The sequence below is a fragment of the Pseudomonas sp. V88_4 genome (genome assembly GCF_029967985.1).
In the GTDB taxonomy this organism is placed as follows: Bacteria; Pseudomonadota; Gammaproteobacteria; order Pseudomonadales; family Pseudomonadaceae; genus Aquipseudomonas; species Aquipseudomonas glycinae.
In genome coordinates this window covers 80,042-101,898 of record NZ_JASCAF010000027.1, presented here as the reverse complement: position 1 = coordinate 101,898, position 21,857 = coordinate 80,042, and the positions used below count along the sequence as shown (strand labels likewise).

At 62.9% G+C, this 21,857-nt stretch carries 25 protein-coding genes; 6 read left to right on the top strand and 19 right to left on the bottom strand.

Annotated elements, in window-relative coordinates; all coding sequences use genetic code 11:
* Positions 1-80: 80 nt before the first annotated feature.
* From QLG12_RS07720 to QLG12_RS07695, 6 genes are all read left to right on the top strand, one after another.
* On the top strand, positions 81-1,427 hold the full coding sequence (locus QLG12_RS07720) for a hypothetical protein (protein ID WP_011333444.1): 1,347 nt from the start codon (positions 81-83) through the stop codon (positions 1,425-1,427).
* 35 nt (positions 1,428-1,462) lie between these two features.
* Positions 1,463-3,697 carry an Ig-like domain-containing protein gene (locus QLG12_RS07715; RefSeq protein WP_282474252.1) on the top strand — a complete coding sequence of 745 codons (2,235 nt, stop codon included), beginning with the start codon at positions 1,463-1,465 and terminating at the stop codon, positions 3,695-3,697.
* Between the two features lie 70 nt (positions 3,698-3,767).
* Positions 3,768-4,232, top strand: a complete 465-nt coding sequence (locus tag QLG12_RS07710) for a curlin (RefSeq protein ID WP_282474251.1) — start codon at positions 3,768-3,770, stop codon at positions 4,230-4,232.
* 26 nt (positions 4,233-4,258) lie between these two features.
* Positions 4,259-5,710 carry a curlin gene (locus QLG12_RS07705; RefSeq protein ID WP_282474250.1) on the top strand — a complete coding sequence of 484 codons (1,452 nt, stop codon included), beginning with the start codon at positions 4,259-4,261 and terminating at the stop codon, positions 5,708-5,710.
* Positions 5,711-5,978: 268 nt separating this feature from the next.
* The gene (locus QLG12_RS07700; protein WP_103387228.1) at positions 5,979-6,185 is read left to right on the top strand and encodes an antitoxin; all 207 of its coding nucleotides are present in this window, start codon (positions 5,979-5,981) and stop codon (positions 6,183-6,185) included.
* On the top strand, positions 6,175-6,459 hold the full coding sequence (locus QLG12_RS07695; protein ID WP_080770598.1) for a type II toxin-antitoxin system RelE/ParE family toxin: 285 nt from the start codon (positions 6,175-6,177) through the stop codon (positions 6,457-6,459). Before QLG12_RS07700 ends, QLG12_RS07695 begins: the two co-directional genes overlap by 11 nt.
* Before the next feature lie 139 nt (positions 6,460-6,598).
* Here QLG12_RS07695 and QLG12_RS07690 read toward each other — a convergent pair whose 3' ends face one another.
* The 19 genes from QLG12_RS07690 to QLG12_RS07600 all read right to left on the bottom strand — a co-directional run bounded on the left by QLG12_RS07690 (position 6,599) and on the right by QLG12_RS07600 (position 21,851).
* Positions 6,599-6,790, bottom strand: a complete 192-nt coding sequence (locus QLG12_RS07690) for an antitoxin (protein ID WP_197870924.1) — start codon at positions 6,788-6,790, stop codon at positions 6,599-6,601.
* 72 nt (positions 6,791-6,862) lie between these two features.
* Positions 6,863-7,243 (bottom strand): DUF6124 family protein, encoded by a 381-nt coding sequence (locus QLG12_RS07685; protein ID WP_197870922.1) that lies wholly within the window; start codon positions 7,241-7,243, stop codon positions 6,863-6,865.
* 925 nt (positions 7,244-8,168) lie between these two features.
* Positions 8,169-9,029 (bottom strand): CsgG/HfaB family protein, encoded by an 861-nt coding sequence (locus QLG12_RS07680; protein WP_282474249.1) that lies wholly within the window; start codon positions 9,027-9,029, stop codon positions 8,169-8,171.
* Between the two features lie 29 nt (positions 9,030-9,058).
* Positions 9,059-9,490: a curli assembly protein CsgF gene (locus QLG12_RS07675; RefSeq protein WP_007956141.1), complete on the bottom strand. Its 432-nt coding sequence runs from the start codon at positions 9,488-9,490 to the stop codon at positions 9,059-9,061.
* Positions 9,487-9,879: a curli production assembly/transport protein CsgE gene (gene csgE, locus QLG12_RS07670; RefSeq protein ID WP_197870918.1), complete on the bottom strand. Its 393-nt coding sequence runs from the start codon at positions 9,877-9,879 to the stop codon at positions 9,487-9,489. The genes QLG12_RS07675 and csgE overlap by 4 nt, the downstream gene beginning before the upstream one ends.
* Positions 9,876-10,415 carry a type II secretion system protein gene (locus QLG12_RS07665; RefSeq protein WP_007956138.1) on the bottom strand — a complete coding sequence of 180 codons (540 nt, stop codon included), beginning with the start codon at positions 10,413-10,415 and terminating at the stop codon, positions 9,876-9,878. Before QLG12_RS07665 ends, csgE begins: the two co-directional genes overlap by 4 nt.
* On the bottom strand, positions 10,390-10,764 hold the full coding sequence (locus QLG12_RS07660; RefSeq protein WP_011333435.1) for a type II secretion system protein: 375 nt from the start codon (positions 10,762-10,764) through the stop codon (positions 10,390-10,392). The genes QLG12_RS07665 and QLG12_RS07660 overlap by 26 nt, the downstream gene beginning before the upstream one ends.
* Before the next feature lie 5 nt (positions 10,765-10,769).
* Positions 10,770-11,243: a type II secretion system protein gene (locus tag QLG12_RS07655; RefSeq protein WP_007956136.1), complete on the bottom strand. Its 474-nt coding sequence runs from the start codon at positions 11,241-11,243 to the stop codon at positions 10,770-10,772.
* 2 nt (positions 11,244-11,245) lie between these two features.
* On the bottom strand, positions 11,246-13,093 hold the full coding sequence (locus tag QLG12_RS07650) for a secretin N-terminal domain-containing protein (RefSeq protein WP_236195264.1): 1,848 nt from the start codon (positions 13,091-13,093) through the stop codon (positions 11,246-11,248).
* The gene (locus QLG12_RS07645) at positions 13,090-13,608 is read right to left on the bottom strand and encodes a hypothetical protein (protein WP_197870908.1); all 519 of its coding nucleotides are present in this window, start codon (positions 13,606-13,608) and stop codon (positions 13,090-13,092) included. Before QLG12_RS07645 ends, QLG12_RS07650 begins: the two co-directional genes overlap by 4 nt.
* Complete coding sequence (locus tag QLG12_RS07640; RefSeq protein WP_007956132.1) at positions 13,608-14,156, bottom strand: GspMb/PilO family protein; 549 nt, start codon at positions 14,154-14,156, stop codon at positions 13,608-13,610. Before QLG12_RS07640 ends, QLG12_RS07645 begins: the two co-directional genes overlap by 1 nt.
* Positions 14,143-14,688, bottom strand: coding sequence for a PilN domain-containing protein (locus QLG12_RS07635; RefSeq protein WP_197870906.1), 546 nt, complete (start codon positions 14,686-14,688; stop codon positions 14,143-14,145). Before QLG12_RS07635 ends, QLG12_RS07640 begins: the two co-directional genes overlap by 14 nt.
* 1 nt (position 14,689) lies before the next feature.
* Positions 14,690-15,493, bottom strand: coding sequence for a hypothetical protein (locus QLG12_RS07630; protein WP_282474248.1), 804 nt, complete (start codon positions 15,491-15,493; stop codon positions 14,690-14,692).
* Positions 15,474-17,195, bottom strand: a complete 1,722-nt coding sequence (locus QLG12_RS07625; protein ID WP_282474247.1) for a GspE/PulE family protein — start codon at positions 17,193-17,195, stop codon at positions 15,474-15,476. Before QLG12_RS07625 ends, QLG12_RS07630 begins: the two co-directional genes overlap by 20 nt.
* 83 nt (positions 17,196-17,278) lie before the next feature.
* The gene (locus QLG12_RS07620; RefSeq protein ID WP_064378905.1) at positions 17,279-17,812 is read right to left on the bottom strand and encodes a response regulator; all 534 of its coding nucleotides are present in this window, start codon (positions 17,810-17,812) and stop codon (positions 17,279-17,281) included.
* Positions 17,813-18,048: 236 nt separating this feature from the next.
* Complete coding sequence (locus tag QLG12_RS07615) at positions 18,049-19,002, bottom strand: peptidylprolyl isomerase (RefSeq protein ID WP_197870900.1); 954 nt, start codon at positions 19,000-19,002, stop codon at positions 18,049-18,051.
* A 15-nt stretch (positions 19,003-19,017) separates the two neighbouring features.
* Positions 19,018-20,568, bottom strand: coding sequence for an ABC transporter substrate-binding protein (locus QLG12_RS07610; RefSeq protein WP_197870898.1), 1,551 nt, complete (start codon positions 20,566-20,568; stop codon positions 19,018-19,020).
* A 9-nt stretch (positions 20,569-20,577) separates the two neighbouring features.
* The gene (locus QLG12_RS07605) at positions 20,578-21,204 is read right to left on the bottom strand and encodes an SCO family protein (RefSeq protein WP_282474246.1); all 627 of its coding nucleotides are present in this window, start codon (positions 21,202-21,204) and stop codon (positions 20,578-20,580) included.
* Positions 21,201-21,851 carry an SCO family protein gene (locus QLG12_RS07600; protein ID WP_064595146.1) on the bottom strand — a complete coding sequence of 217 codons (651 nt, stop codon included), beginning with the start codon at positions 21,849-21,851 and terminating at the stop codon, positions 21,201-21,203. Before QLG12_RS07600 ends, QLG12_RS07605 begins: the two co-directional genes overlap by 4 nt.
* Positions 21,852-21,857: the final 6 nt, after the last annotated feature.

Here is a 21,857-nt window from a genome sequence, read left to right as displayed (position 1 = left end):
TCGTTGGTATGGAAGTTGTAAAGCCCCTCTGCAACTGACCCATCCCCAAGGGGCAGGTACTTTGATAGAGGGATTAACTCATGCACCCTTTACTGTCCAAAACCGCGACCGTCCTGGTCGTGAGCGCTTTGGCCCAGGGCATTGCCCAGGCCGCTCTGTTCGCCGTCGACCCGGGTCCCTACACACCGGCCAATGGCGGTTTCGCCAGCTGGTATCAGGACACACACGGTCGCACCCTGGATCTGTGCCTGTCCAAAGCACTCAGCTCACGCGTGCCGAGCACCCCGGGCGCCCCGTCTTACATGTGCTCGCTGCTGCCGACCCCCGGCGTGTTCGATGACACGCAACCGCTCGTATTCCCCACCAACTTCCCCGATGAAGCCTTCTGGTTCACTGGCGATACCTCCATCGTCGATGCGGCACGCGGCATCAATCTGACTTACGTCAGCGCCGTCGAGGCTGCCTTTGCCGCCGGCGATCCGGTGGAGGGCGACCAGATCAGCTTCGCGCGGATCCGCATCCGGGTCGATGTGCCCACTGCCGGCACCTACGTCATCACCCACCCCTACGGCGTCGATGTGTTCACCGTCGACACCCCCGGCCGGCGCGCGATCAACATGACCCGCGACATCGGCATCGGTACCCCGCAAACCTACGACGGCGCGCTCAAGGGTGACATCGGCCCGTTCCTGCGCAGCGTCAACGGGCCTTACACCGAGACCAACCCTTTGACCGGTGCGGCCGAGCAGTTCGTGGGCGATCCGAACCTCAACGAGGCCGTGACCGGCAGCCCGTTCAACACCAACTTCGTACGCATCGAAGGCCCCGGTGGCATCGACCTGCGCAGCACAACTTTCGCCGTGTCCGGCAAGTTGTCGACAGTGGTGCGGCCAACGCCTCTGATCACTGAGCGCAGCACCTACTCGCGCAAGCCCGGCGAAAGCGCACCAGTGGCCCAACAAGACGTGTTCGTCAAAGCCCCGCCAGCACCGGGCACCGCGGCCATCACCAGCAGCACGCCCGTGGTGAACATGAAAGAAGCCGACAGCACCGGCAGCTGGTATGCGCAATCGGCGGTCAACCCGACTTTGCCGGCCGTGTTGCAAGTGACCGCCGACAACCACCTGGCGATCGCCACCAGCTCGCCGACCACCCTGCCCATGACCCTGACCGACCTGGTGGTGATCCAGCGTGCCGAGTACAGCCTCAGTTCCGGGCAATTGACCGTGGTGGCCACGACCAGTGACGAAACCTCGCCACCGGTGCTCACCGCCACCTCCGACACCGGCGCCGCTATCGGTGCGCTGGGTGGCGACGGTGCGGAGAAAACCCTGGCCACCGGGATCACGCCGATACCACCGGCCAAGGTTCGAGTGACGTCGTCCAACGGCGGCAGCGATACCGAAGAAGTGGTCATCGTGCAATGAACGCTCACATGCCCAGATCCGCATCAGGAGGCATCATGAACAAGTGGCCACGCTTCGCGCTCAACGCGCTCGGGCTGACAATCTCGCTGACCGGCAGTGCGTTCGCGCAACTGGCCGCCGTCGATCCCGGCCCCTACACCTTCGCCACCGGGAAATTCCCGATGTGGTACCAGGACAATAACCTGCTGTCGATGGAGCTCTGCCAGTCCCGCGCCGCCAGTTCGCGCGTCCCGGTCAGCACCCCGCCGGCGTACATGTGCACCCTGCTGCCGGAACCGGGCGTGTTCGATGACGCCCTGCCGATGGTGTTCCCCGACAACTGGCCGCCGGAAGCGTTCTGGTTCCTGGCGGAAACCAATATCCCGAACAACGGCGCCGGTTTCGGTGTGGATGCCTACGTGGCGGGGGTCGAAGCGGCGTTCGCCTCGGGGAATCCGGTGGATGGCGATCAGCAAAGCTTTGCGCGGATCCGCATCCGGGTAAACGTACCCGTGGCCGGCACCTACACCATCACCCACCCGTACGGCGTTGAAACCGTCAACGTCACCACCCCTGGCCGGCGGGCGATCAACATCACCAAAGACATCGGCATCGGTGCGCCGGGCAACTTCAGTGGCGCGCTCAACGGTGCCATTGGACCGTTCCTGCGCAGCATCAACGGCCCGTATACCGAAGTGAACCCGGACACCGGCGGCATCGAAACCTTCGTCGGCGACCCGAACCTCACCGAAGCGGTGACCGGCAGCCCGTTCAACACCAACTTCCTGCGGATCGACGGTCCGTCGGGTGTTGGCTCGATTCAGACCAACCTGTTCACCGTCGCCGGCAAGGTCCTCGACAATCGTCAGCAAACCCACGTCGCCGTCGACCGCGCCACCTATCGCCGTACCTCGGCCGGTGTGCGCGCCGAAGTGTTCGCCAAGGCCGACAGCAGCTCGACCCTGTGCTTCCGCGAAACCCTGGCCTTACTGCCCGGACCACCGCCGACGCCGTGCCAGACCACTCTGTTGGGCGACAACAACGGACTGTTCTTCGGCCAGCGTCTGGGCAACGGCACCCTGCCGTCGGTGGTCGTCGTGACCGCGACCAACCCGGCCGGCACCACCCGTCCGACGGCTGTCTCGGCCAAACTCACCGACGTGGTGAAAATCCAGACTGCCCGCTACAGCTGGGCCAGCCACAGCCTGCTGATCGAAGCCACCTCGACCGATGAAGTCGCGGTGCCGGACATGGTTGCCCAGGGCTACGGACGCCTGTCGAAAACCGGCACGCTGCAAAAAATCACCGTGGCCGACCTGACCCAGCCACCCGCCACCGTCACGGTCAAATCCGCCGCCGGCGGCAGCGACACCGAGCCGGTAGTGGTGGTCGGCAGCGCACCGGACACCGGTGAGAACCAGGCGCCACTGTCCGTCGCCGACACCGGCAGCACCAGCTTCGGCGTGCCGATCACGCTCAGCCTGTTGACCAACGACAGTGACCCCGACGGCAATGTGCCGCTGAGTATCACTGCTCTCACTCAACCGGCAGCCGGCCAAGGCACCGTGGCCCTGAACGGCACCACGTCGGTGGTCTACACCCCGCCAGCCGTGGTCAACACTCCGCTGACCACCACCTTCACCTACAAGGCCCAGGACAACAAAGGCCTGGCCTCGGTGAACCCGGCCACGGTAACGATCAGCGTCGCGCCGAACCGGCCACCGACCGCCGTCGCCGACAGCGTCGCCACATTGGGTGTCGCGATCCCGATCAACGTCCTGGCCAACGACACCGATCCGGAGGGCAACGTGCCGCTGGGCGTCGCCAGCCTGACCCAACCGCCGGCAGGACGCGGCACGGTCAGTACCGACGGCACGGTGATCACCTACACCCCACCGGCCACCGTGACCACGGCCTTCACCGCGACCTTCACCTACATCGCCCGGGACAGCTTCGGCGCTCAGTCGACGCCGGCGACCGTCACGGTGCAAGTGTCGCCACGGCCAGCGGCGGAAACCTTCACGATCACCACCTCGACCGTGCAGGCCCGTTCCGGCGGCCGCTTCAACTGGGACTTCGCCGGCACCTCGTCGGTGACCACCGGCAACACCATCACCGTGCAGGTCACCACTCCGACCGGGCTGGTAACGCTGGGCACCACCACGGTACCGGTGACCGGACGCTGGCGGCTGACGCTGAACAACACGCTGGTCGTGCCATCAGCCAACCCGACCGCCACCATCCGTTCGTCCCAGGGCACCGTGCGGACGGTGTCGGTGACCACGCTCTGAGCCAGTGCCCCGCCTGCTTTCGGGCAGGCGGGGCAACGCTCAACGGTTAACGCCCGAGAGGATATTTGCCATGAACACGCCGACCGCCGCCCTGCTTTGCCTGCTCGCCCTGTGCGTCAGTGCGGGCGTGCGCGCCGACGACCTGATGGAAAACGATGACCTGGCGCCCAACAGCGCCGATCTCGGCGAACTGCCGCCGCCCGTGGGCCAGCAAGCCCTGATCGACCAGAACGGTCAGGTCAACCTCGCGCTGCTGTCGCAGAACGGTCAGTCGCTGCTGGGCAGGATCGTGCAGTCGGGCAGCAATCAGGAGGCGTACATCCTGCAACAAGGCAGCGACCTGATGGCCTTGCTCACGCAAAACGGCTCCGGCAACGCCGCGTCCATCACGCAAACCGGCAGCCACAACCGTGCGCAGATTTCGCAAAACGGCAACAACAACGACGCCAGCATCGAGCAGGCGGGCACGGGGCTGCAAAGCGCCGTGACCCAGTCGGGCAACGGCATGAGCGTTTCGGTCAAGCAATATCGCTAAGCACTGCAATCATCGGAGAGTTCATCATGTTCAAACTGACGCCCCTCACCGCCGCCATCCTGGTCATGATCAGTGCCCAGGCCATGGCCGACGACAGCCTTTCCACCCAGAGCCAGTTCGGCACCGCCAACATCGCCAACGTCAAGCAGACCCAGGCGCCGTTCAGCACCGCCACCCAGACCCAACTGGGCCAGGGCAACGACGCGGCCGCCGTGCAGGACACCGCCACCAGCGTCATCACCCAGGACGCGGTCGGCGACTACAACGCCGGTTACGCCGAGCAGCTGTTCGAAGACAACAGCACCATCACCCAACAACAGACCGGCGCCTTCAACACCGCCCACGCCAGCCAGTCCCTCGGCTTCGGCGCCGGCAACCAGGCCCTGCAACAACAGCAAGGCAGCGGCAACTTCTCGTTCGTCTACCAGGACTCGCAGAACGGCAGCGAAGGCAAGACCTTCCAGTTCGGCGACAGCAACGAAGCCAACATCGAGCAACTGTACGAAGGCACCGGCAACAGCTCGGTGATCACCCAGTACGGCACCGCCAACTACGGCACCGCCGAACAAGTGCTGCACAACGGTGGCCAGATCGGCATCAACCAGGCCGGCGAAGGCAACTACGCCTACGGCGACCAGCGCAACGGCACCGGCGGCAACATCACCATCAACCAGTTCGGCAACCTCAACGGCACCGAAATCTGGCAAGACTCGCAACTGGCCAGCCAGGCCACCGTCAACCAGTACGGCGACAGCAACGAAACCGTGGTCGACCAAAGCTTCGGCGAAAACAACACCGCCGCCGTCACCCAGGTCGGCAACACCAACGCCATCTATGCCGACCAGTTCGAATCGGTCAACTCGACCCTGGCCCTGTATCAAGTCGGCAACGGCAACGTGCACTTCACCTACCAGAACGGCGACAGCCACACCCTCAACGCCACGTCGGTGGGCAACGACAACAAGGTCTACGCCAGCAACTGGAAAGGCCCGCAACACGGCGGCCAGTTCGGCAGCAACCAGCGCGCCACGGTCAATCAGACCGGCAACGGCAACATCGCCAGCTTCACCCAGGACGGCATCGGCCAGATCATGACCACCCACCAGACCGGCACTGGCAACAAAACCACGGTCAGCCAGGCGGATTCCTACAACGAGCTGTACTTCGATCAGAACGGCAGCGACAACATCCTCATCGCCGACCAGCGCGGCACCACCAACCTGGTGCAGGGCTCATCGAACGGCTCGGGCAACAGCGCCGAATTCGACCAGTCCGGCACCGGCAACCAGGCCTACACCGCGCAGTTGTATGGCAGCGACAACATGATCACCGTGAAACAGGCTGACACCATGAACGTGGCGTATGTAACCCAGGGCGGCACCGGGAACATTGCCAATGTGGATCAGAGCGGGATGACGCAGACCGCGACCATTCAGCAGTTCGGGTCGGCTAACCAGGCGACGGTTTTGCAGCAGTAAGTGTTGAGTGTTGGAAAGCCGCGATCTTGAGGTCGCGGTTTTTTTTGCGCTGACGCTTGAGTGGCGTCCTACGGAAAACGGAACGTTTTCAAAAAATTCAGGGAGTTTTCTGACGAATTCTGGCGGTTGGCCGTCGGAAGTGCAGGCTCTAGGATTTGCCGGGACAACTTGATCCCCATGGAGCTTGGCCTACATGCAATTCATCCAGACAGCGACGACAGCGATACCGTTACCGAATAGACTTCCAGGCACCCAACCCGGAGGTTCCATGATCGACCCGTCTTTGATCGACCCACTGTGCCCGGTTGTTTCGGATCTTGGTCCTGAGGAGCAGGCTGCGAGTTATGACCGTTGGTTTCGGGCCGAAGTACAGGCCTCTCTCGATGATCCGCGTCCGAGTATTCCCCATGAGCAAGTGATGGCGGAAATAAACGCCTTGATGGAATCAATGCGCAAAAGCGCTGATGCAGATTAAGTGGCGACCCAAGGCTCGGGTCGAACTCTCGAAAATACTGAAGTACATTGGCGAGCGAAATTTTGTAGCGGCGACAGCACTTCACAAGTCAGTCGTAAAAACTACATCTGCGCTTCCTTGGCATCCACACCTATATCGCAAAGGTCGCTCTCCCGGCACTCGGGAAATTGTGGTAAGCCCGAACTATCTCGTCGTTTATCAAGTGGCGGACCGAATTGAGATTGTGAGCATCTTGCATGCGCGTCAGGAATACCCTCGACGCGACCCCAGTTAGATCCCGTCCTCGTCTCAACACAAAAAACCGTGCTTCCCATGGAGGTACGGTTTTTTTGTATCTCAGTACTCAGCTAATTGAGATGAAACATGCGATTTATAGCGGCTCGAGCCTTCTTGCCGTCTGCAACGCAAAGCACTTACCTAGCCTCATGCTTTCTTCGTTTGTCCTCCATCAGGGCCGACATTTCAGCCATCACCTGCTCATTCGGAATGCTGGGTCGTGGGTCATCGATTGAAGCCTGTATTTTGGCAATCAACCAGCGGTCGTAGCTGGCGGCCTGCCCTTCGCTTTCGAAGTCTGAAACGATTGGGGAGATCAGGGGATCCATGGTGACTCCAGTTTGAATGTGAAAAACGCGACCCATTGCTGGGCCGCGTTTTTTTATTGGGGATGTGCTGGATCAGTCCTTCAGCTCGACGTGATCCAAGGCCTGATTCACGGCCAGTTCACCCAGCATGAGGATCTGCGCGATGCCCAGGGCGGTCTTGCGGTGGGCGGGGTCGAGGGTGGCGGCGAAGTTGTTGAGCATTTCGCTGGCCGAGCCCAGGGATTCGCTGGCGTTGGCGAGCAGGGATTCGGTGTTGTAGGCCGGGTTGGCGAGGTACATCGGGGCGGGTTCGTTGACGCTGCCCATGATGTGGGCGCCGGGGCAGAGGTAATGATCGAGCGCGCGTTCGGCGGCTTCGTGGAGTTTTCTGGAGGTGGTGGAGGTGTATGGGGAGGTTGGGTCGGTTTCGGGGTTGGCTTGGGTTTCGGGTGGGTTGGGTGTTGGTTTGAACATAGTGAATCTCCGATCCTGAAATGAAGCTGGCCCATTCGGTTTCCGAACGAAGGGGTGGCAGCTGTACGCAGGCTGGAAACCCGGGGAACGGAGAACCCGGTTGACCCGAAGGTCTCCCGCGCACAGCCGCCATAACGGAGTGCACACTTTTCAAGGTGCGCAAGCATACGTTATGAAAAGCGCTTGTGCGCTCGGTTCTAGTCGGGGTTTCCAATCCCGATCGCTGAATTGGCAGCGACCGAAACAGGCTAGAGCCCGCGCTTCCGACGGACAACCTGAAAACCTTGTGGGAAGGTTCGGTGTATTCAGACACGTTTTTAAACAGACTTTAGGACGCTGGCCCTCACCCCAGCCCTCTCCCGGAGGGAGAGGGAGCCGATCGAGTTGTTTGGGAGAGGTACGCCGACGTGAAATACCGAGTTGCGCTCAGGTTTTAAGAACAAGTGAATCTGCCATTGCCATTGGAATTGGAATTGGAATTGCCATTGCAACCACCAACAGCAACAGCAACAGCAACAGCAACTACCACCATCACCATCCACCTACCACAACACGCGGCGCAGCCGCCCCACTCAACACAATGAGCGTTAGCTCGAGTAAAGATTTTGACGTGCCGGCCCCTTCGGAAGGCTGAGTGGAGGGATTCATCCGGGGGTGGGAGCGCAGCGACCGTTTGGCGAAGCCAAACACATCGAGAGGAGGTGCAGCGAAGCAAACCGTAGGCGATGCCCCCGGATGAATCCCGGAGCGAAGGAACCCCGAGCCCCAGCGAGGGGCCGAACGCCGGGGCCCAGCGTTTTGGTTCCTTTTGGGCGTTTGCAAAAGGGACTCGCCGTAAGGGCGAAACCGCCAGCCGCAACACCCGAAGAAACGGATATTCACCCAGACCACCCAGAGAACCTGGTCGGCCCAAAGGCCGCCAAGTTCACTCAGCCTCCGGATCCACCTTGTTCTGAGTCAGGTACCGATTCAAAACATCATCCTGCGAAGGCGTAGAAGCATCCCCCGCCACCTGCCACAACCGCCGCTCAATCCCCTGCGCCACCATATGCCCCACCGCCGCCTCAATCGCCGACAACACACACAACTGCGCCGGCTCATTCGTCGTATACCCCACCTCAGCCTCAAGCAACTTCTTGAACTCGATAAACTTGAAAATCCCCGCACTGCGCGCCACCGAATAAATCGTCTTGCTGGTCATCACATTCGCCAGCACCTGCCCGCTACGCACATCCACCGCACGCAAATTCACCGTCACCTGATCCACCCGGTACTCACGGGACAGATCGATCCCCAGATACCGCGCCCCTTCCCCACCGCTGCGCACGTTGGTGTCGTAAGCGATGATCCCGCCCTCGAGCATCATGTTCGCCGCCTGCAACGGTGGCAGCTCACCCTGAATGTTCACCGGCGTATTCGGTTTCTTCTGCGAAGCCCGAATGATCTTGCGTTCAGTCAGCAGGTTCTGCAGCCCTTCCCGCTCAAGCACCACAAACCAGCCACTGGCCTGCATCGCGTCCATCAACATCGACGCCGCGCCCTGGGTGACGCTGGTGGAAAACGAACTGGCCGGCGTCGGTTTGTACTGCCCGGTCTGGTCACGGAAGCCGTACACCACCGCCATCAGCCGGCCCTTGGGTCGCGGCATTTTCAGCAAGTCGTAATAAGTGGAGGCCCTGGGGGTCAGGGTCGGGGTATCGGTGTCCTGCTCGGCCGGCATCGGCTCGCGCAGACTGCACCCTTGTAATGCTGCCAACAACAGCCCTAGCGCAATTATTTTTTTCATGTCCATCTCTCCCCGGAACCGTCATCCCGTCATGGGTTGAGGCCGTTCACCTGAATTTCGGAAACTTCGCCGCTCGCTCGGTCGGTCACCTCGATCGTGAGAGCCCCCGAGTCATCAACGACATTGACGATAAAAGCGTCGGTGGACAGGCTCCCCGTGTTGCCGGTGGAGATGTTGTCCAGCAGTTGCCCCAGCAACCGTGACTGCAATTGACTGGTGAAGCGTTCGAGCGCCGAAGTGCCGGCCACCGTCGAGCGTTTCTTGAGGTCCGGATCGTCGTGGTCGTTTTGCGCCTGGGCGTTGTTGAGCAGCCAGGTGCCGTTGAGCGGGTTACCGCCGAACGACGGGTTGACCGGCGTGTAGACCAGTTCGGTGGCCTGGACGGCAGCGGCGCTGGCAAGCCCGATCAACAACCCCGAGATCCAGAATCCGCTGCGCCGTGAGAACGTTGTCGTGTTCATAGTTCGTCCTTCTCAAGGTCGGTGGTGTCCTGCAACAGGGCTTCCAGCTTGCGCCGGACGACCTCCAGTCGAACCGAGTCGGCGGCCTCGTAGGCCTCGTCCTTCAGTTCCACGGTGTTCGGCGGCAGGAAGCGCCGATACACCAGGCGTTGTTGATATTCGACGGTCACCAGGCTCCCCCAGCGCGCGTCGGGGCGCTCGCGCACCACCAGGTTGAAATCCATGCGGCTGGTGTCGCGCAGGCGCTCGCTGAACGAGTAGTAAAAGTCGTGGCCGATGTGCGAGATCGTGTCGTCGACGATGAAGCCCATCATTTCGTCTTCTTCGCTGGCGCTGGCCAAAGACGCCACGGCCGCGAGGATCAACGCGCACCACACGTGGCGGCTCATGGCTGCAACGCCTGTGGCAATGCCGACTGGCCCTTCGCCGGGCCGTTGGTGCCATCGAGAAAGGCTTTTTCAGCCACGAACTGCCAGTCCGAATAACGCTGCATGCCTTCGAAATCCGACCACTGCGACGGGAAGTCCGCCTGCTTCAACGGCACCTCGGTGGAGGCACTGTTGATCCCGGTGATGCGCCCGTCGAAACCCCGTTGCAGGGCCCATTCGCCGCCGCCGATCGGGTCCGGATAGAGCTGGCGCAGATGGTGGCGGGCTTCCGGAAAACGTTCGTCCTGCAACAGGTCGACCAGCTCTTTCGGGTACTGCGCCAGGCCCGGCGAACTGCGGTAGTAGCTGCGCAGTGCCTGGGCGTACTGGGTGCCGACCCAAAGCAGTTGCTTCTCGCGATCGCGGCGCGACACGGTCGACCACAACTCGCCGGCACTGGCCAGGCCCATGCCCATGATCACGATCAGGAACAGCACGCCCAGGTAGGTGAACCCACCCTGCTCCACGTGCTTACCACTCGGAATACTGGCTGCCATCACGCGCCCTCCCGGTAGCTCCGCTCTTGATGTCGGCGACGCCGCCCGCCACACCGTCTGGCGGTGCGATCAGCACCCATTGGTCATTGCGTTCGGTGATCGGGTCCAGCGGCGCGTTGCGCAGGTAACGCATCTCCACCAGTTGTTCGATGGAATCGGGATAGCGCCCGGTGTCGCCGTAGTAGTGATCCAGCGCCTCGCGCATGGCCGACAGGCTCTGGTGCAACGTGGTCTCTTTCGAGGCCTCGAGGCTGTTGAAGTAGCGTGGCAAGGCAATGGTCATCAGGGTCGCGATGATCGCCATCACCACCATCAGCTCGAGCAAGGTAAACCCCTTTTCCCGGCGCATGAGAATCACCACTCGCGGTACGCGATGCCGTTGAGACCCTTGCCCCGGGCGTGGGAGTAGACGTCGAACACGTCCTCGCCATCGCGCGGGTTCTGGGCCGAACTGTTGTAGGCCCGCAGGCCCCAACCGCCGTTGTCGTCACGTTTGGCCGGCACCAGCGGGTCCCGCGGTATCCGGCGCAGAAAGTAGAACTTCGCACCCTTGGCACTGCGCACGTCGCGCACGCCTTCGACCAGCACTTTCAGGTTCGGCGGATAGCCGCTGCTGTTCAGGGATTTCTCGATGTAGCCGGCATCGAAGGCACGCTTGTAGGCGTCGATGCCATCGCGAATCTGATACAGCGCGGTGCGCAGTTCCTGCTCCTTGCCACGCCGTACCAGGGTCTCGGTCAGCGGCGCGGCCATGCCGGCCAGCAGGCCGATCAGGGCCAGCGTCACCACGACTTCGATCAAGGTAAAACCGCGTTGGGAGGCGTTCATGATCAAGGCTTCTCGACGGTTACGCGGGTGGTTGCCACGGCCGCTTCACCGACTGCACGAGGCTGCGCGGCAGGCGCTGGCATCGAGTAGCTTTGCGAGCGATCCGGCGCCTGGATGTGCATGCTGGTTTCGGTGCCGGTGGGGAATTCCATGTCCGACGGGCTCTGGTACGGCAGGTTGCGCACGATCCGTGGGGTGATCGAGAGCACCAGTTCCGATTTGCCGATGGTGTCCTTGTTGCTGCCGAACAACCGACCCAGACCCGGAATGTCGCCGAGGCCCGGAATCTTGTTGCCGGTGGCGCCGTGGTCGTTGCGCATCAGGCCGGCAAGGATCTGGGTTTCGCCGTCATGCAGACGCAGCGAAGTCTGGGCGTTGCGGGTGTCGACCTGCACCGGGATCGTCCCTTGGCGGGTCGGCTCCAGCGGCGTGGCGTTACTCACTTCCAGGGCGATCTTGATTGCCACTTCGTTGTTCAGGTGCACGGTCGGTTGCACTTCAAGCTTCAGACCGACGTCGAGGTAAGTGACGCTTTCGGTGATCACCGGGCCCTGAGTCGACGGCACCGAGGTGGCGCTGATGATCGGCACGCGCTGGCCGATGTGGATGCGCGCCTGTTCGCGGTTGCTGACGCGGATCACCGGGCTGGCCAGAGTGTTGATGTCGTTGTCCTGGGCGTTGATCTTGGCTTGCGGCGACGGCGCGATCGAGATGCGGCTGGAATTGATGCCTTTGAGCTGATCAAGAATGCTCACCGCCGAACCGTCGCTGTTGACCACACCGAAGGTGCTCGGCCATTGCAGGCCCAGATCGAGAATGCGCTGGGTGGCGACTTCCATCACTTCCACTTCCAGCACCACTTCGGGGTTGGACTGGTCTTGCGATTGCAGGAGTTTCTCGGCCATGCGCACGGCGTCTTCGGTGTCGCGCATGGTCAGGGTGTTCAGGCGTTCGTCGACGAACACATCGCGGGTCTTGAGCATGGTCTTGATCATGTTCAGCGCGGTGTTGGCGTCGATGCTGGTCAGGTAGAAGGTGCGCATCACCAGCTCTTGGTAATCCTTCAGTTTCTGCGGCGAGTCCGGAAAGATCAGCAAGGTGTTTTCGTTCACCACTTTCTGGTGCAGCTGGTTCTGTTGCAGCAGCAGTTGCACGGCGTCTTCGATGCGCACGTCACGCACGAAGATCGTGGCTTTCATGTCCGGACGCAGGTCCTTGTCGAAGATGAAATTCAGGCCGGCAACCTGCGACAGCACTTCGAAAATGGTCTTGAGGTTGGCGTCGCGAAATTCCAGGGTCACCGGGCGGTCGAGCCGGGTGCGCAGTTGCGGGTACTGGATCACGTTGCGGCTCTGCACCAGACGGATATTGCCTTGCAGTTCCAGCGCGCCGTCGTTTTTCGGATCGAGTTCGAGGATCTGTTTGACCTGGCGGTCGGCGCCGTAGATGTCGCCCCGGCGCAGGTCGCCACGGGCCAGTTCCAGCTTCTCGTCCATGCTGCGCAGGTAGTCGAGCTGGCGCAGGGCATCCTGGGCGCGGCGGTTGTTTGGCTCGATGGTCAACACCCGGCTGTAGGCGGTGCGGGCCGAGGCGAAATCGCGGCGGGCGCGGTCGGTGTCGCCGGAGGTCAGCAGCGCGGTGATCGCCTTGGCCCGGCCGCTGTTGAGCAGCAGGTGCAGCTCGGTGTCGCGCGGATTTTCCCGCAAGCCTTCCTCGATCCGGGCCAGGCCCGCCTCGTACTGCCCCTGATCGATCAGGTCGGCGGCTTCCTTGTTGGCGACCTGCGCGGAACTGCACGCGGCCAGCCCGGCACACAGGCCGAGGCTCATCAGCAAACGGGATCTGTTCATTGCGTACTCCCCACAGACAAGGTCTGCGACAAATGCAAAGGCAGGTAGACCAGGCTCAGTTCCACATCGGAAATCGCCGCAATCTTCCAGGTGTCGTCGATCACATCCCCGCTGCGCACGACGTAGATTTTCTCGCCGTCCTGCAAGAACACTTGCAGGTCGCTGCGGTCATGCAGCCTGCCGACGAACTGAAACGGCACCGGTGGCAGGCTCGGGGCTTGCACCACCGGGGTCGGGTTGATCGCTTGTTCGGTGACCGTCGCCAGGGTCGGCGCGGCCTTCCAGGATTTGCTCGCAAACAGGTCGCCGGCGGGGCTCAGGTCCTTGATCGGTGCCGCATTCGCCTTGGCGTTGCTGGCGGGCAAGGCGCCACGGGCGCTGGCTTTCGCCGGGCTGGCCACGGCGACTTCGGTCGAATCCGCCTCGTCGCTCGGCGAGAAATATTCCGGCAACCAGGCCAGCGCCGCCGCCACGCCGAAGAACGCCACCCAGCCGGTTACGCGTTTGGTGTCCATCACGACCTCGACAGATAGAGGGTCATACGGATCCGGCCGCTGAGGTCGGTGTCGGCAATCTTCTTGCGTTGAAACTCGACGTCTTCCACCACCACCGCCGGCAACTGGCCGAGCAAGGCGTGCAGGAAACGGCGCAGTTGCGGGTAGCTGCCGCGCACCGGCAACAGGATCTGGTAGCGCGCCAGATGGGTCTTGGGATCGACGCCGAGGGCGTATTCGCCGCGCGCCAGGGTGATGTGTTCCTGCGCGGCCAACGCGTAGATGCGGTCGATGGCGACGGTGGCCTGCGGCTGGGCCGGCAGCTTGTTACGGAAATCATCGAGCTGACGTTGCGGCACCACGGGCGGCGCGATGCTGCCGTCCTCGACCTTGGCCAGGTATTCGGTGGCTTCCTGGGTTTGCTGGCTGAGCTGTTGCAGCGATTGCCAGCCCGGCAGCAAACCGCCGAGTGCCCAGGCAACCGTGACCAGCAGCAGCGCCAGACCGGCGAGGCCCGGAACGCCGAGGCCTTGCAGGTATTCGTGAACGATCAGTCTAGGGATTCGCATCGCCCATCTCCCAGGTCGCCGACAGGTTGAATTGCACCGGTTGCTCCGGCGATTTGACGACGATTTCGTGGCTCAGCAGCGACACGTCGGACAGCTCGTCACTGGCCTCCAGCCGTTTGTGGAAATCCAGCATCGCTTGCAGATCCCGCGCCTCGGCGCTGATCCGCACCTGGCCCTTGCGCGCATCCGGGGTCAGGGTCAGCAAGGCGATGTCGTCGCGCGGCATGGCTTCGAGCATGGCGAACAGGCGTTCCCAGGGGCGGCGCAGTTGCTGCGAGACCTTGCGCATTTCGGCGAGGTTCTGCGCCTGCTCGCGGGTTTCTGCCGGGCTCAGCGTTGTCTTGCTGCCGCTGTCGCCGGTGAGCTGGCGTTGGGTGTGCTGCAAGTGACCTTGCTGTTGTTCGGCCTGATCGCCGAGGTGCTGCTGCACGCCGAAGCACACCAGCGCGAGCAACACACCGCCGCCGAGCAGGCTCCAGCCCAACGGGCCTGAGCGCGGACGAGGCTGGAAGTCGAGGTTCAAGGCGCGCATGTCAGGCCACCGCCCGGGACATGACGTACAAGGCGTCACGCACGGTCATCGAGTTGTCTTCGAGGGTGCGCAGGTGCACCCCCGCCACCTCCGGTTGCGCATCGAGGCGCGCCGGGGCGTGCAGATAAACGTTGAAGGCGCGTTCGCTGGTGGAGGCTTGCAGTTGCCGTTCACGACCGATCAGCGCACTGAGTGCCGCGTCGCTGTCGCTGCCGCCCACCGAACGCACCGACGACCAGCGCCCTTCCCTTGCCAGCAGCAACACGCTGCGTTGCGGTTCGGCGACGATGAACAGGAAGTCACCGGCGTCGAGGCTTTTGTCGAAGCGGTTGAACGCGGTCATCAGGTACGGCTGCACCGAACGCAGGCGCAGGCCGCGACCCGTGACCAGCGTGCGCAGGCGTTCCAACAAATCCTGCGGCAAGGCACTGGCGATCCGGTCATGCCCGGCCGGCTCGGCCGACAACACCAGACTCCACGGTTGGGTCGGGGCGCCGAACAGGTCTTCGAAGCAAAGTTGGGCGAAGCCGCGCAGTTCCTCAGGGCTGCTGATCTGCTCGCTCCACGGCACCAGGCAGAAACGGCTGAAGTGGCCGGAGATCACCACGCTCAGCTCGGCGCCGGCACGGGTGTGTTCGCCGAGCAGACGGTCGAGGGTGTCCAGCGCCACCGCGTAGCTCTGAAAGCCTTCGTCGATGTAGCCGACGCTGCCCAGCCACAGGGTGTCGCTGCCCCGGCGCTGGCCGAGGCCGACACCGCTGGCGCCGAGCACGGCGATAAATTGATCACGCGATAAAAGTGACACGATTGATCTCCTCCAGCGTGGTCCGACCGTGCTCCACCAGCTCCAGCGCCGATTCGCGCAACAGGCGCAAACCACGGGCGCAGGCCAGGGCTTTGATCTGGGTGATGGGTTGGCGCTCGACGATCATCTGGCGCAGTTCGTCGTCCAGGTGCAGCAGCTCGGCAATCGCCGTGCGCCCGCGATAGCCGCTGCCCCGGCAGTGACCGCAGCCCTTGCCGTGGACGAAGTGATAGTGATCGACTTTCTGTGGGTCGAGGCCCGAAGCGCGCAGCTCTTCATCGCTCGGGTTGACCGGCGTGCTGCAACTGCTGCACACCAGCCGGATCAGGCGCTGGGCGAGAATCGCGTTGAGCGCCGAGACCAGGCTGTAGGGGTCGATTTCCATTTGGGTAAAACGACCGATCACGTCGAACACGTTGTTAGCGTGAATGGTGGTGAACACCAGGTGACCGGTGAGCGCCGATTGCACGGCGATCTGTGCGGTGTCCGGGTCGCGGATCTCGCCGACCATGATCTTGTCCGGGTCGTGGCGCAGGATCGAGCGCAAGCCACGGGCGAAGGTCAGGCCCTTTTTCTCGTTGACCGGGATTTGCAGCACGCCCGGCAGCTGATATTCCACCGGGTCTTCGATGGTGATGATCTTGTCCACGCCGTGGTTGATCTCGGTGATCATCGCGTACAGCGTGGTGGTCTTGCCGCTGCCGGTGGGGCCGGTCACCAGCACCATGCCGTAGGGTTCGGCGGCGAGGCGACGCAACTGGCGCAGGGTTTCGTCTTCAAAGCCCAGCGCTTGCAGTTGCACGCCGCAGACCTTGTCGGCCAGATCCTGTTTGTCGAGCACCCGCAGCACCGCGTCTTCGCCGAAGATGCTCGGCATGATCGACACCCGGAAGTCGATCTGCCGGCCGCTGATGCCGATCTTGAAGCGACCGTCCTGAGGCACGCGTTTTTCGCCGATGTCCAGTTCGGCCATGACCTTGACCCGCGAGATCACCTGCTCGGCGAACTCGCTGCCCTGGATCTTGCCGATGTTGTTCAGCACGCCGTCGATCCGGTACTTGATCACCAGGCCCTGGCCGGTGGTGCCGAGGTGGATGTCGCTGGCGTGCATTTTCAGCGCGTCGTACAGGGTCGAGTTGACCAGTTTCACCACCACGCTCGAGTCTTCGCTGATGCTGGTCAGCGACAGGCTTTGCAGGGTGTCGGTCTCGCTGCCGGCGTCGGCCTGGGCGTTGAGCGATTCGACGGCGTGGAAGCTTTCTTCGTGGCGGGCCAGATAGGCCTTGAGGTCGTCGGCGTGCACCAGGTACAGCGGCGCGCCGTGCAGGCATTCGTCGATCCAGGCCAGGCGCGCGGTGTCGAAGGGGTCGGCGAACACGCCGATGACTTCGTCGTTTTGGCGCAGCAGGATGAATTCACGTTTGAGGCATTGCGCGAGGGTGACCCGGTCGAACACCGGGGTCGCCAGAAACAGCGTGTCGGTGTCGAGCACCGGGTAATGCAGGGTGGCGCCGAGGCTGGCAATGAACGGCATCGGCGCCAGTTCACAGAGCACGGCCAGTGCATCGAGCACCCGTTCCCCGGAAGTGCTGGCCCGTGCCCGGGCCTGGGCCAGTTGCTCACTGGAAAAGCGTGGCGGGGTCTGGGCCTCCAGCGCAGGGTTGACCAACAGCGGTTCGACGACAACGGACAGACGATCCATGGCTTGCTCTCCAACACCCGGGGCTTGAGGCCCTGACGGCGCGGGAGGCGAATTCGGCGAGTGCCGGAACGTCTATCGCGCCATTACTCCCCGGTGAGCATTTGATCGTCGTCCGGTGCCATGACCTCCGACCGGTTTCGTCGGCGGTCCGCCAGCACCCAACTGCCATCGTACAACTGCAACGGGAAGCTCTCGGTCCTGCTCTGGCGTCGTTCGACAAAGCCTTCGGATGGGCTCGCACCGGGTTTCGCTTCGCGCTTTATCCCCAGAAGGTCGCAGACAGCTCGGGCCAGTTCCGCCAAGGGAAACGGTTTGAACAGGATGTGACTGACCCCCAGTTGCCGCGCCCGCTCACAGACTTCAGCGGTCGGGTGACCCGTTATCAGCACGAAATGACACGTCCTGTTCTGGCGGACCGCGTCGAGCACCTCGAACCCTTCCATATCGGGCAAGCGGTAATCGAACACCAGCACGTCGGGGGCGAAAGTCTCGGCCAGGCCGATTCCCTCTGCGCCGTCATGTGCAATCCGGACTTCCAGCCCTTGCGCCGACAGATAATCCTGAAGGTTCTGTGCAAGCAGCTGTTCGTCTTCGACAACCAGTACTTTGTTAACCAAGGTGGACTCCCTGAAACCTCAAGTGCCGGCAATTGAAATTCAATGACCCGAACCTGCTGGAGTGCGCCTCACAAGAGGTAACGCACACTTCATGCCAGGCTGAATGCCGGTAATTTTTTGTCTTCATGTCCTTGAATTGAATGGAAATGCCCGCTCGTCCCGGTACCCCGTTCCCCAGAAACGGGGAAGCACCTGAATGGGCATCGAAGCCATTCCCCACTATTGGGGGGGAACCTTCAGTCGTCGTCAATTCGTTCGATCCTGTTCTCTGCCCGTAATTGCGCGAGCACCTGACGACGAGCCTGGGTCTGTTGCTGTCGGGCGAGGTACGCCCTGACTGTTTCCAGCCCTTGCTCCTCTGGGACATCGGCCGCCTCCTTGTGGTTCTCGACAAAAATCAAATGCCAGCCGAACGGTGTGCGCACCGCCTCGCTGACTTCACCAGGCTTGAGGGCAAACGCTGCCGTTTCGAAGGCCGGCACCATCTGCCCACGGGCGAAATACCCCAGGTCCCCGCCCTGGCTGGCGGTGACATCTTCCGATCCCGATCGGGCGACGCTAGCAAAGGTTTGCCCCCCTGCGATAGCGGCACGCAACTCTTCTAAGCGTAGCCGCGCCGCTTCAACCGTGGCGGCATCGGCATCGCCGGCAACCTTGATCAGAATGTGCCGGGCCTGGACCTGCTCCGGTGCGGCCATTTCGGCGCGGTGTTCGTTGAAGAAAGCCCGCACGGTCTGCTCGTCCGGGGCCTGGACTTGGGTCAGTTCGGCGAACATCCGCTGCGCCGCCAGTTCGCGATGGGTGTACTCGGTGAACGAGGCCTCATCGAAACCGGCGTCCTGCAAACGCTGGAGGAATTTGTCGGTGCCTCCAATGGCGGTGCGGGTCTGTTCGACCTGTTCGCGCACGGCTTGCTCATCGATTTTCACCCCGCGCTTGCGCGATTCCTGCCAGAGCAGTTCCTTGTCGATCAGCGTGTCCAGCGCGGCCTGACGCAGTTGTTTATAGGCCTTGGGGTTGCGGATGCTCGCCACGGCACGCCCCTGATCTTCCAGGTACTCGGCGAAAAAACGTTCCAGGCGAAACTCGGAAATCGCCTCGCCGTTGACCCGGGCGGCCACCGGTTCATTGTTCGCCATTCCCACCGACAACCAGCCTGTCAGCAGCCAACACAGGGTTTTGAGCTTCATGATCAGGGCCTCCGGTCAGGGCGTGGCAATAATCGGTTTGTAGGGAGCGACCAGATAAAAACGCTGGTCGGGCAAGTCAACGGTGACCACGTGCGCCCCGCTCAGGCCCAATCGTCGGCCGGGGCCGAAGCTCAGGCGCGGGGTCAGGCCGGTGTCGAAGTCGTGCAGGCCTTCGAGGGCCGCCACCAGTTTTTCGCGGCTGGCGTCGCGACCGGCCTGCTTCATGCCTTCGCTGAACAACAGCATCGAGGCGTAGGCGCCGACTTGCAGCACCGCGTGCTGGGCGCCGAGGCCCTGATGTTCGCGCAACAGCGTCAGCGCCATGCGTCCGGCCTGGGTCCAGTCGCTGGGCACGAACGGATACGCCAGAAACACCCGCCGGGAAAAACCCTCCGGCACTTGCAGCAGATCCCCCGCCACCTGGCTCGACGCAGCAAACAGGTACGGCACCTGCCCGGCATTCTGCAATCCGGCCGCCAGCCGACTGAAACCTCCGCCGCTACCGAGGTAGAACACTGAACGCGAGCCCAGCGGCAAGCTGTCCGCCGCCGGATCGTAGGCCTGCAGATGGACTTTTTCCCAGCCGTGATCCTGTAGATATTGGCCGAGGACCTGTGCCGCCAGCACCTGGGCCGGGTCATCGGGATAGGCAATCAGCGTCGGCCCTTGCAGCACTCGCAAACTGGCGGTGGCGTAATCAGCCAGCGCGATCAGTTGCTCGCGCAGCCCCGGCAGCGGTTCGAAAATCTGTGGGCTGGCCTGCACCGGGCCGAGCAACGACAGGGCCCCGATCAGCGGCACGCCGGACTGCTCCAGGCGCGGCGCCAGTTCGCTGTCCAGCGCCGGGGCCAGCGGCGCGATCAGGGCAAAGACTTGCTCTTGCTCGATCAGCCGTTGCAGGGCCTGTTCGGCGCTGGCGCGATCCGGGCCGGGATCGGCCACGGTCAGGCGCAACTGCCGGCCGTGAATGCCGCCGGCCTGATTGATCCGCGCAACGCTGCCGTTGAGCACCGCCGCGATGGTGGCGCCCTCCTCGGCCAGCGGCCCCTGGCTGGGCAGCAAGGTGCCCAAGTGCAAGGTCTGGTCATCGAGCCCCGGATCGCGGTCATCGGCCAGACGCTTGAGGTACGCGGTGAGGTTGCGCTGATCCTTCATCGACAGCAGGAAGCGCGGCATGCTCGGGTCAAGGCGATTGTTGCCGGGGTCGCGGCCCTGCTGAATCACCCGCGCCAGACTGCTGTCGGTGTAGGCCGGGTAGTTGCGCCCGTTGACCTGTTGCTGACCGTGGATGCTGGTCAGCCGCGACCAGTTCAGTTCCGGCGGACGCACCCCGCCTTCGGGCCGGCCGAGACCGTCGGCGCCGTGGCAGTTGGCGCACGGCAGGCTGGTGGCCGGCAGCAACACATCCGCCGCGCCGACCCGCGCCATGATCGGCTCGCCGCTGGCGGACAGGCCTTCGCGGTACAGGCGCTTGCCGGCGCTTTCTTCATCGGTCAGCGGCAACGCGGCCGCGCCGAGGCTGACGCCAGCGAGCAGGATCAGGGCGAGGACGCGGCCGAGGTTCATGGCGCGGACTCAGCGGCCGGCCACGGGCATTGTCAGCAGCTGCAAGCGCTGGGCAATGGCGGCGGCCGGGGCGTCGGGACGGATTTTGCTCCAGCGTTTGTTGGCCACGTCGCCGACGATCAACTGGGTCGAGTGCTGCTCGGGCGTCGGCACGATCTGGCCAATGCGGCCCAGCACCAGGTCCATCTGCGCCTTGTCGCCGGTAAGGAAAAGCCAGTGAGGGTCATCGGCGCCCTGCTTCAAGGTGTAAGCCTTGAGCACCGCCGGCGTGTCGCGCAGCGGATCACTGGTAAGGGAAATGAAAGTGATGCCGTCGGCCTTGTCGCCCAGCAGCTCGCGGACTTCCTTGAGCTTGCGGGTGATCAGCGGGCAGGCGTCATTGCAGCTGGTGAAAATCACGTTGAGCAGCACCACACGGTTGTGCAGCGCATCGCTGTAGAAACGCTGGACGTCGCCGTTCTGATCCAGCAGCGGCGTGTCGGTGAACCAGGTTTTCGCGTCGTGTGTGCCTTTGGCCGGTGCGGGCGCAGCGCTGGCCGTTGTCGGTGCCGGTTGTTCGTGACCTTCGTGGGCCAGGGCCATAGTGCTGAAAATCCAGAAACAAACCGTCAGGGTGAGCCAGTCCAGGGTTCTCATGGTTGTTGCTCCATGGCAATCGCAGTGTGTTTTGCGTGGGTGCGCAGGCCGCTGAGTTTCTCGACCTCTTTGGCCAGCAATGCCGGGTCGGTGAAGCCGTAATAGCGCGTCCAGTGGCGACTGTTGCCGTCACCGACGAGGATCAGTGGCTGATGATTCTTGAAGTCGCCGCTGAAACTGCCGAGGCCCTTGAGGGTGGCGGTGATCGATTGCGGCGAACCGGTCAGCCAGCTCCAGCCCGGGCCTTTCTGAAAGGTGCGGGCGTAATCCTGCAAGCGTTTCGGGTCGTCGCGCTGCGGGTCGATGCTGATCGACACCAGTTGCACTTCGGTGCCTACCCGGGCACCGAGCTGTTTCTGCACCTTGCCCATGATCGACGAGACCACCGGGCAGACCGTGGTGCAACTGGTGTAGATGAAACTCATGACGACGATCTTGTTGTGCACCAGATCCTGCTCCAGGTGCACGGTCTTGCCGTTCTGGTCGAGCAGCGGCACATCGGCGAACTTGACCTGGGCGTGTTCCTGACTGTTGGCGGCCGGAGCCGTGTGCCCGGCATGCTCGTCCGCCGAGTGGGCGCTGGCCTGCTGGATACCGACGGCCAACAGGCACAGGGTCAGCAGGCCACGGGATGCAAATCGGTTCATGGTCTT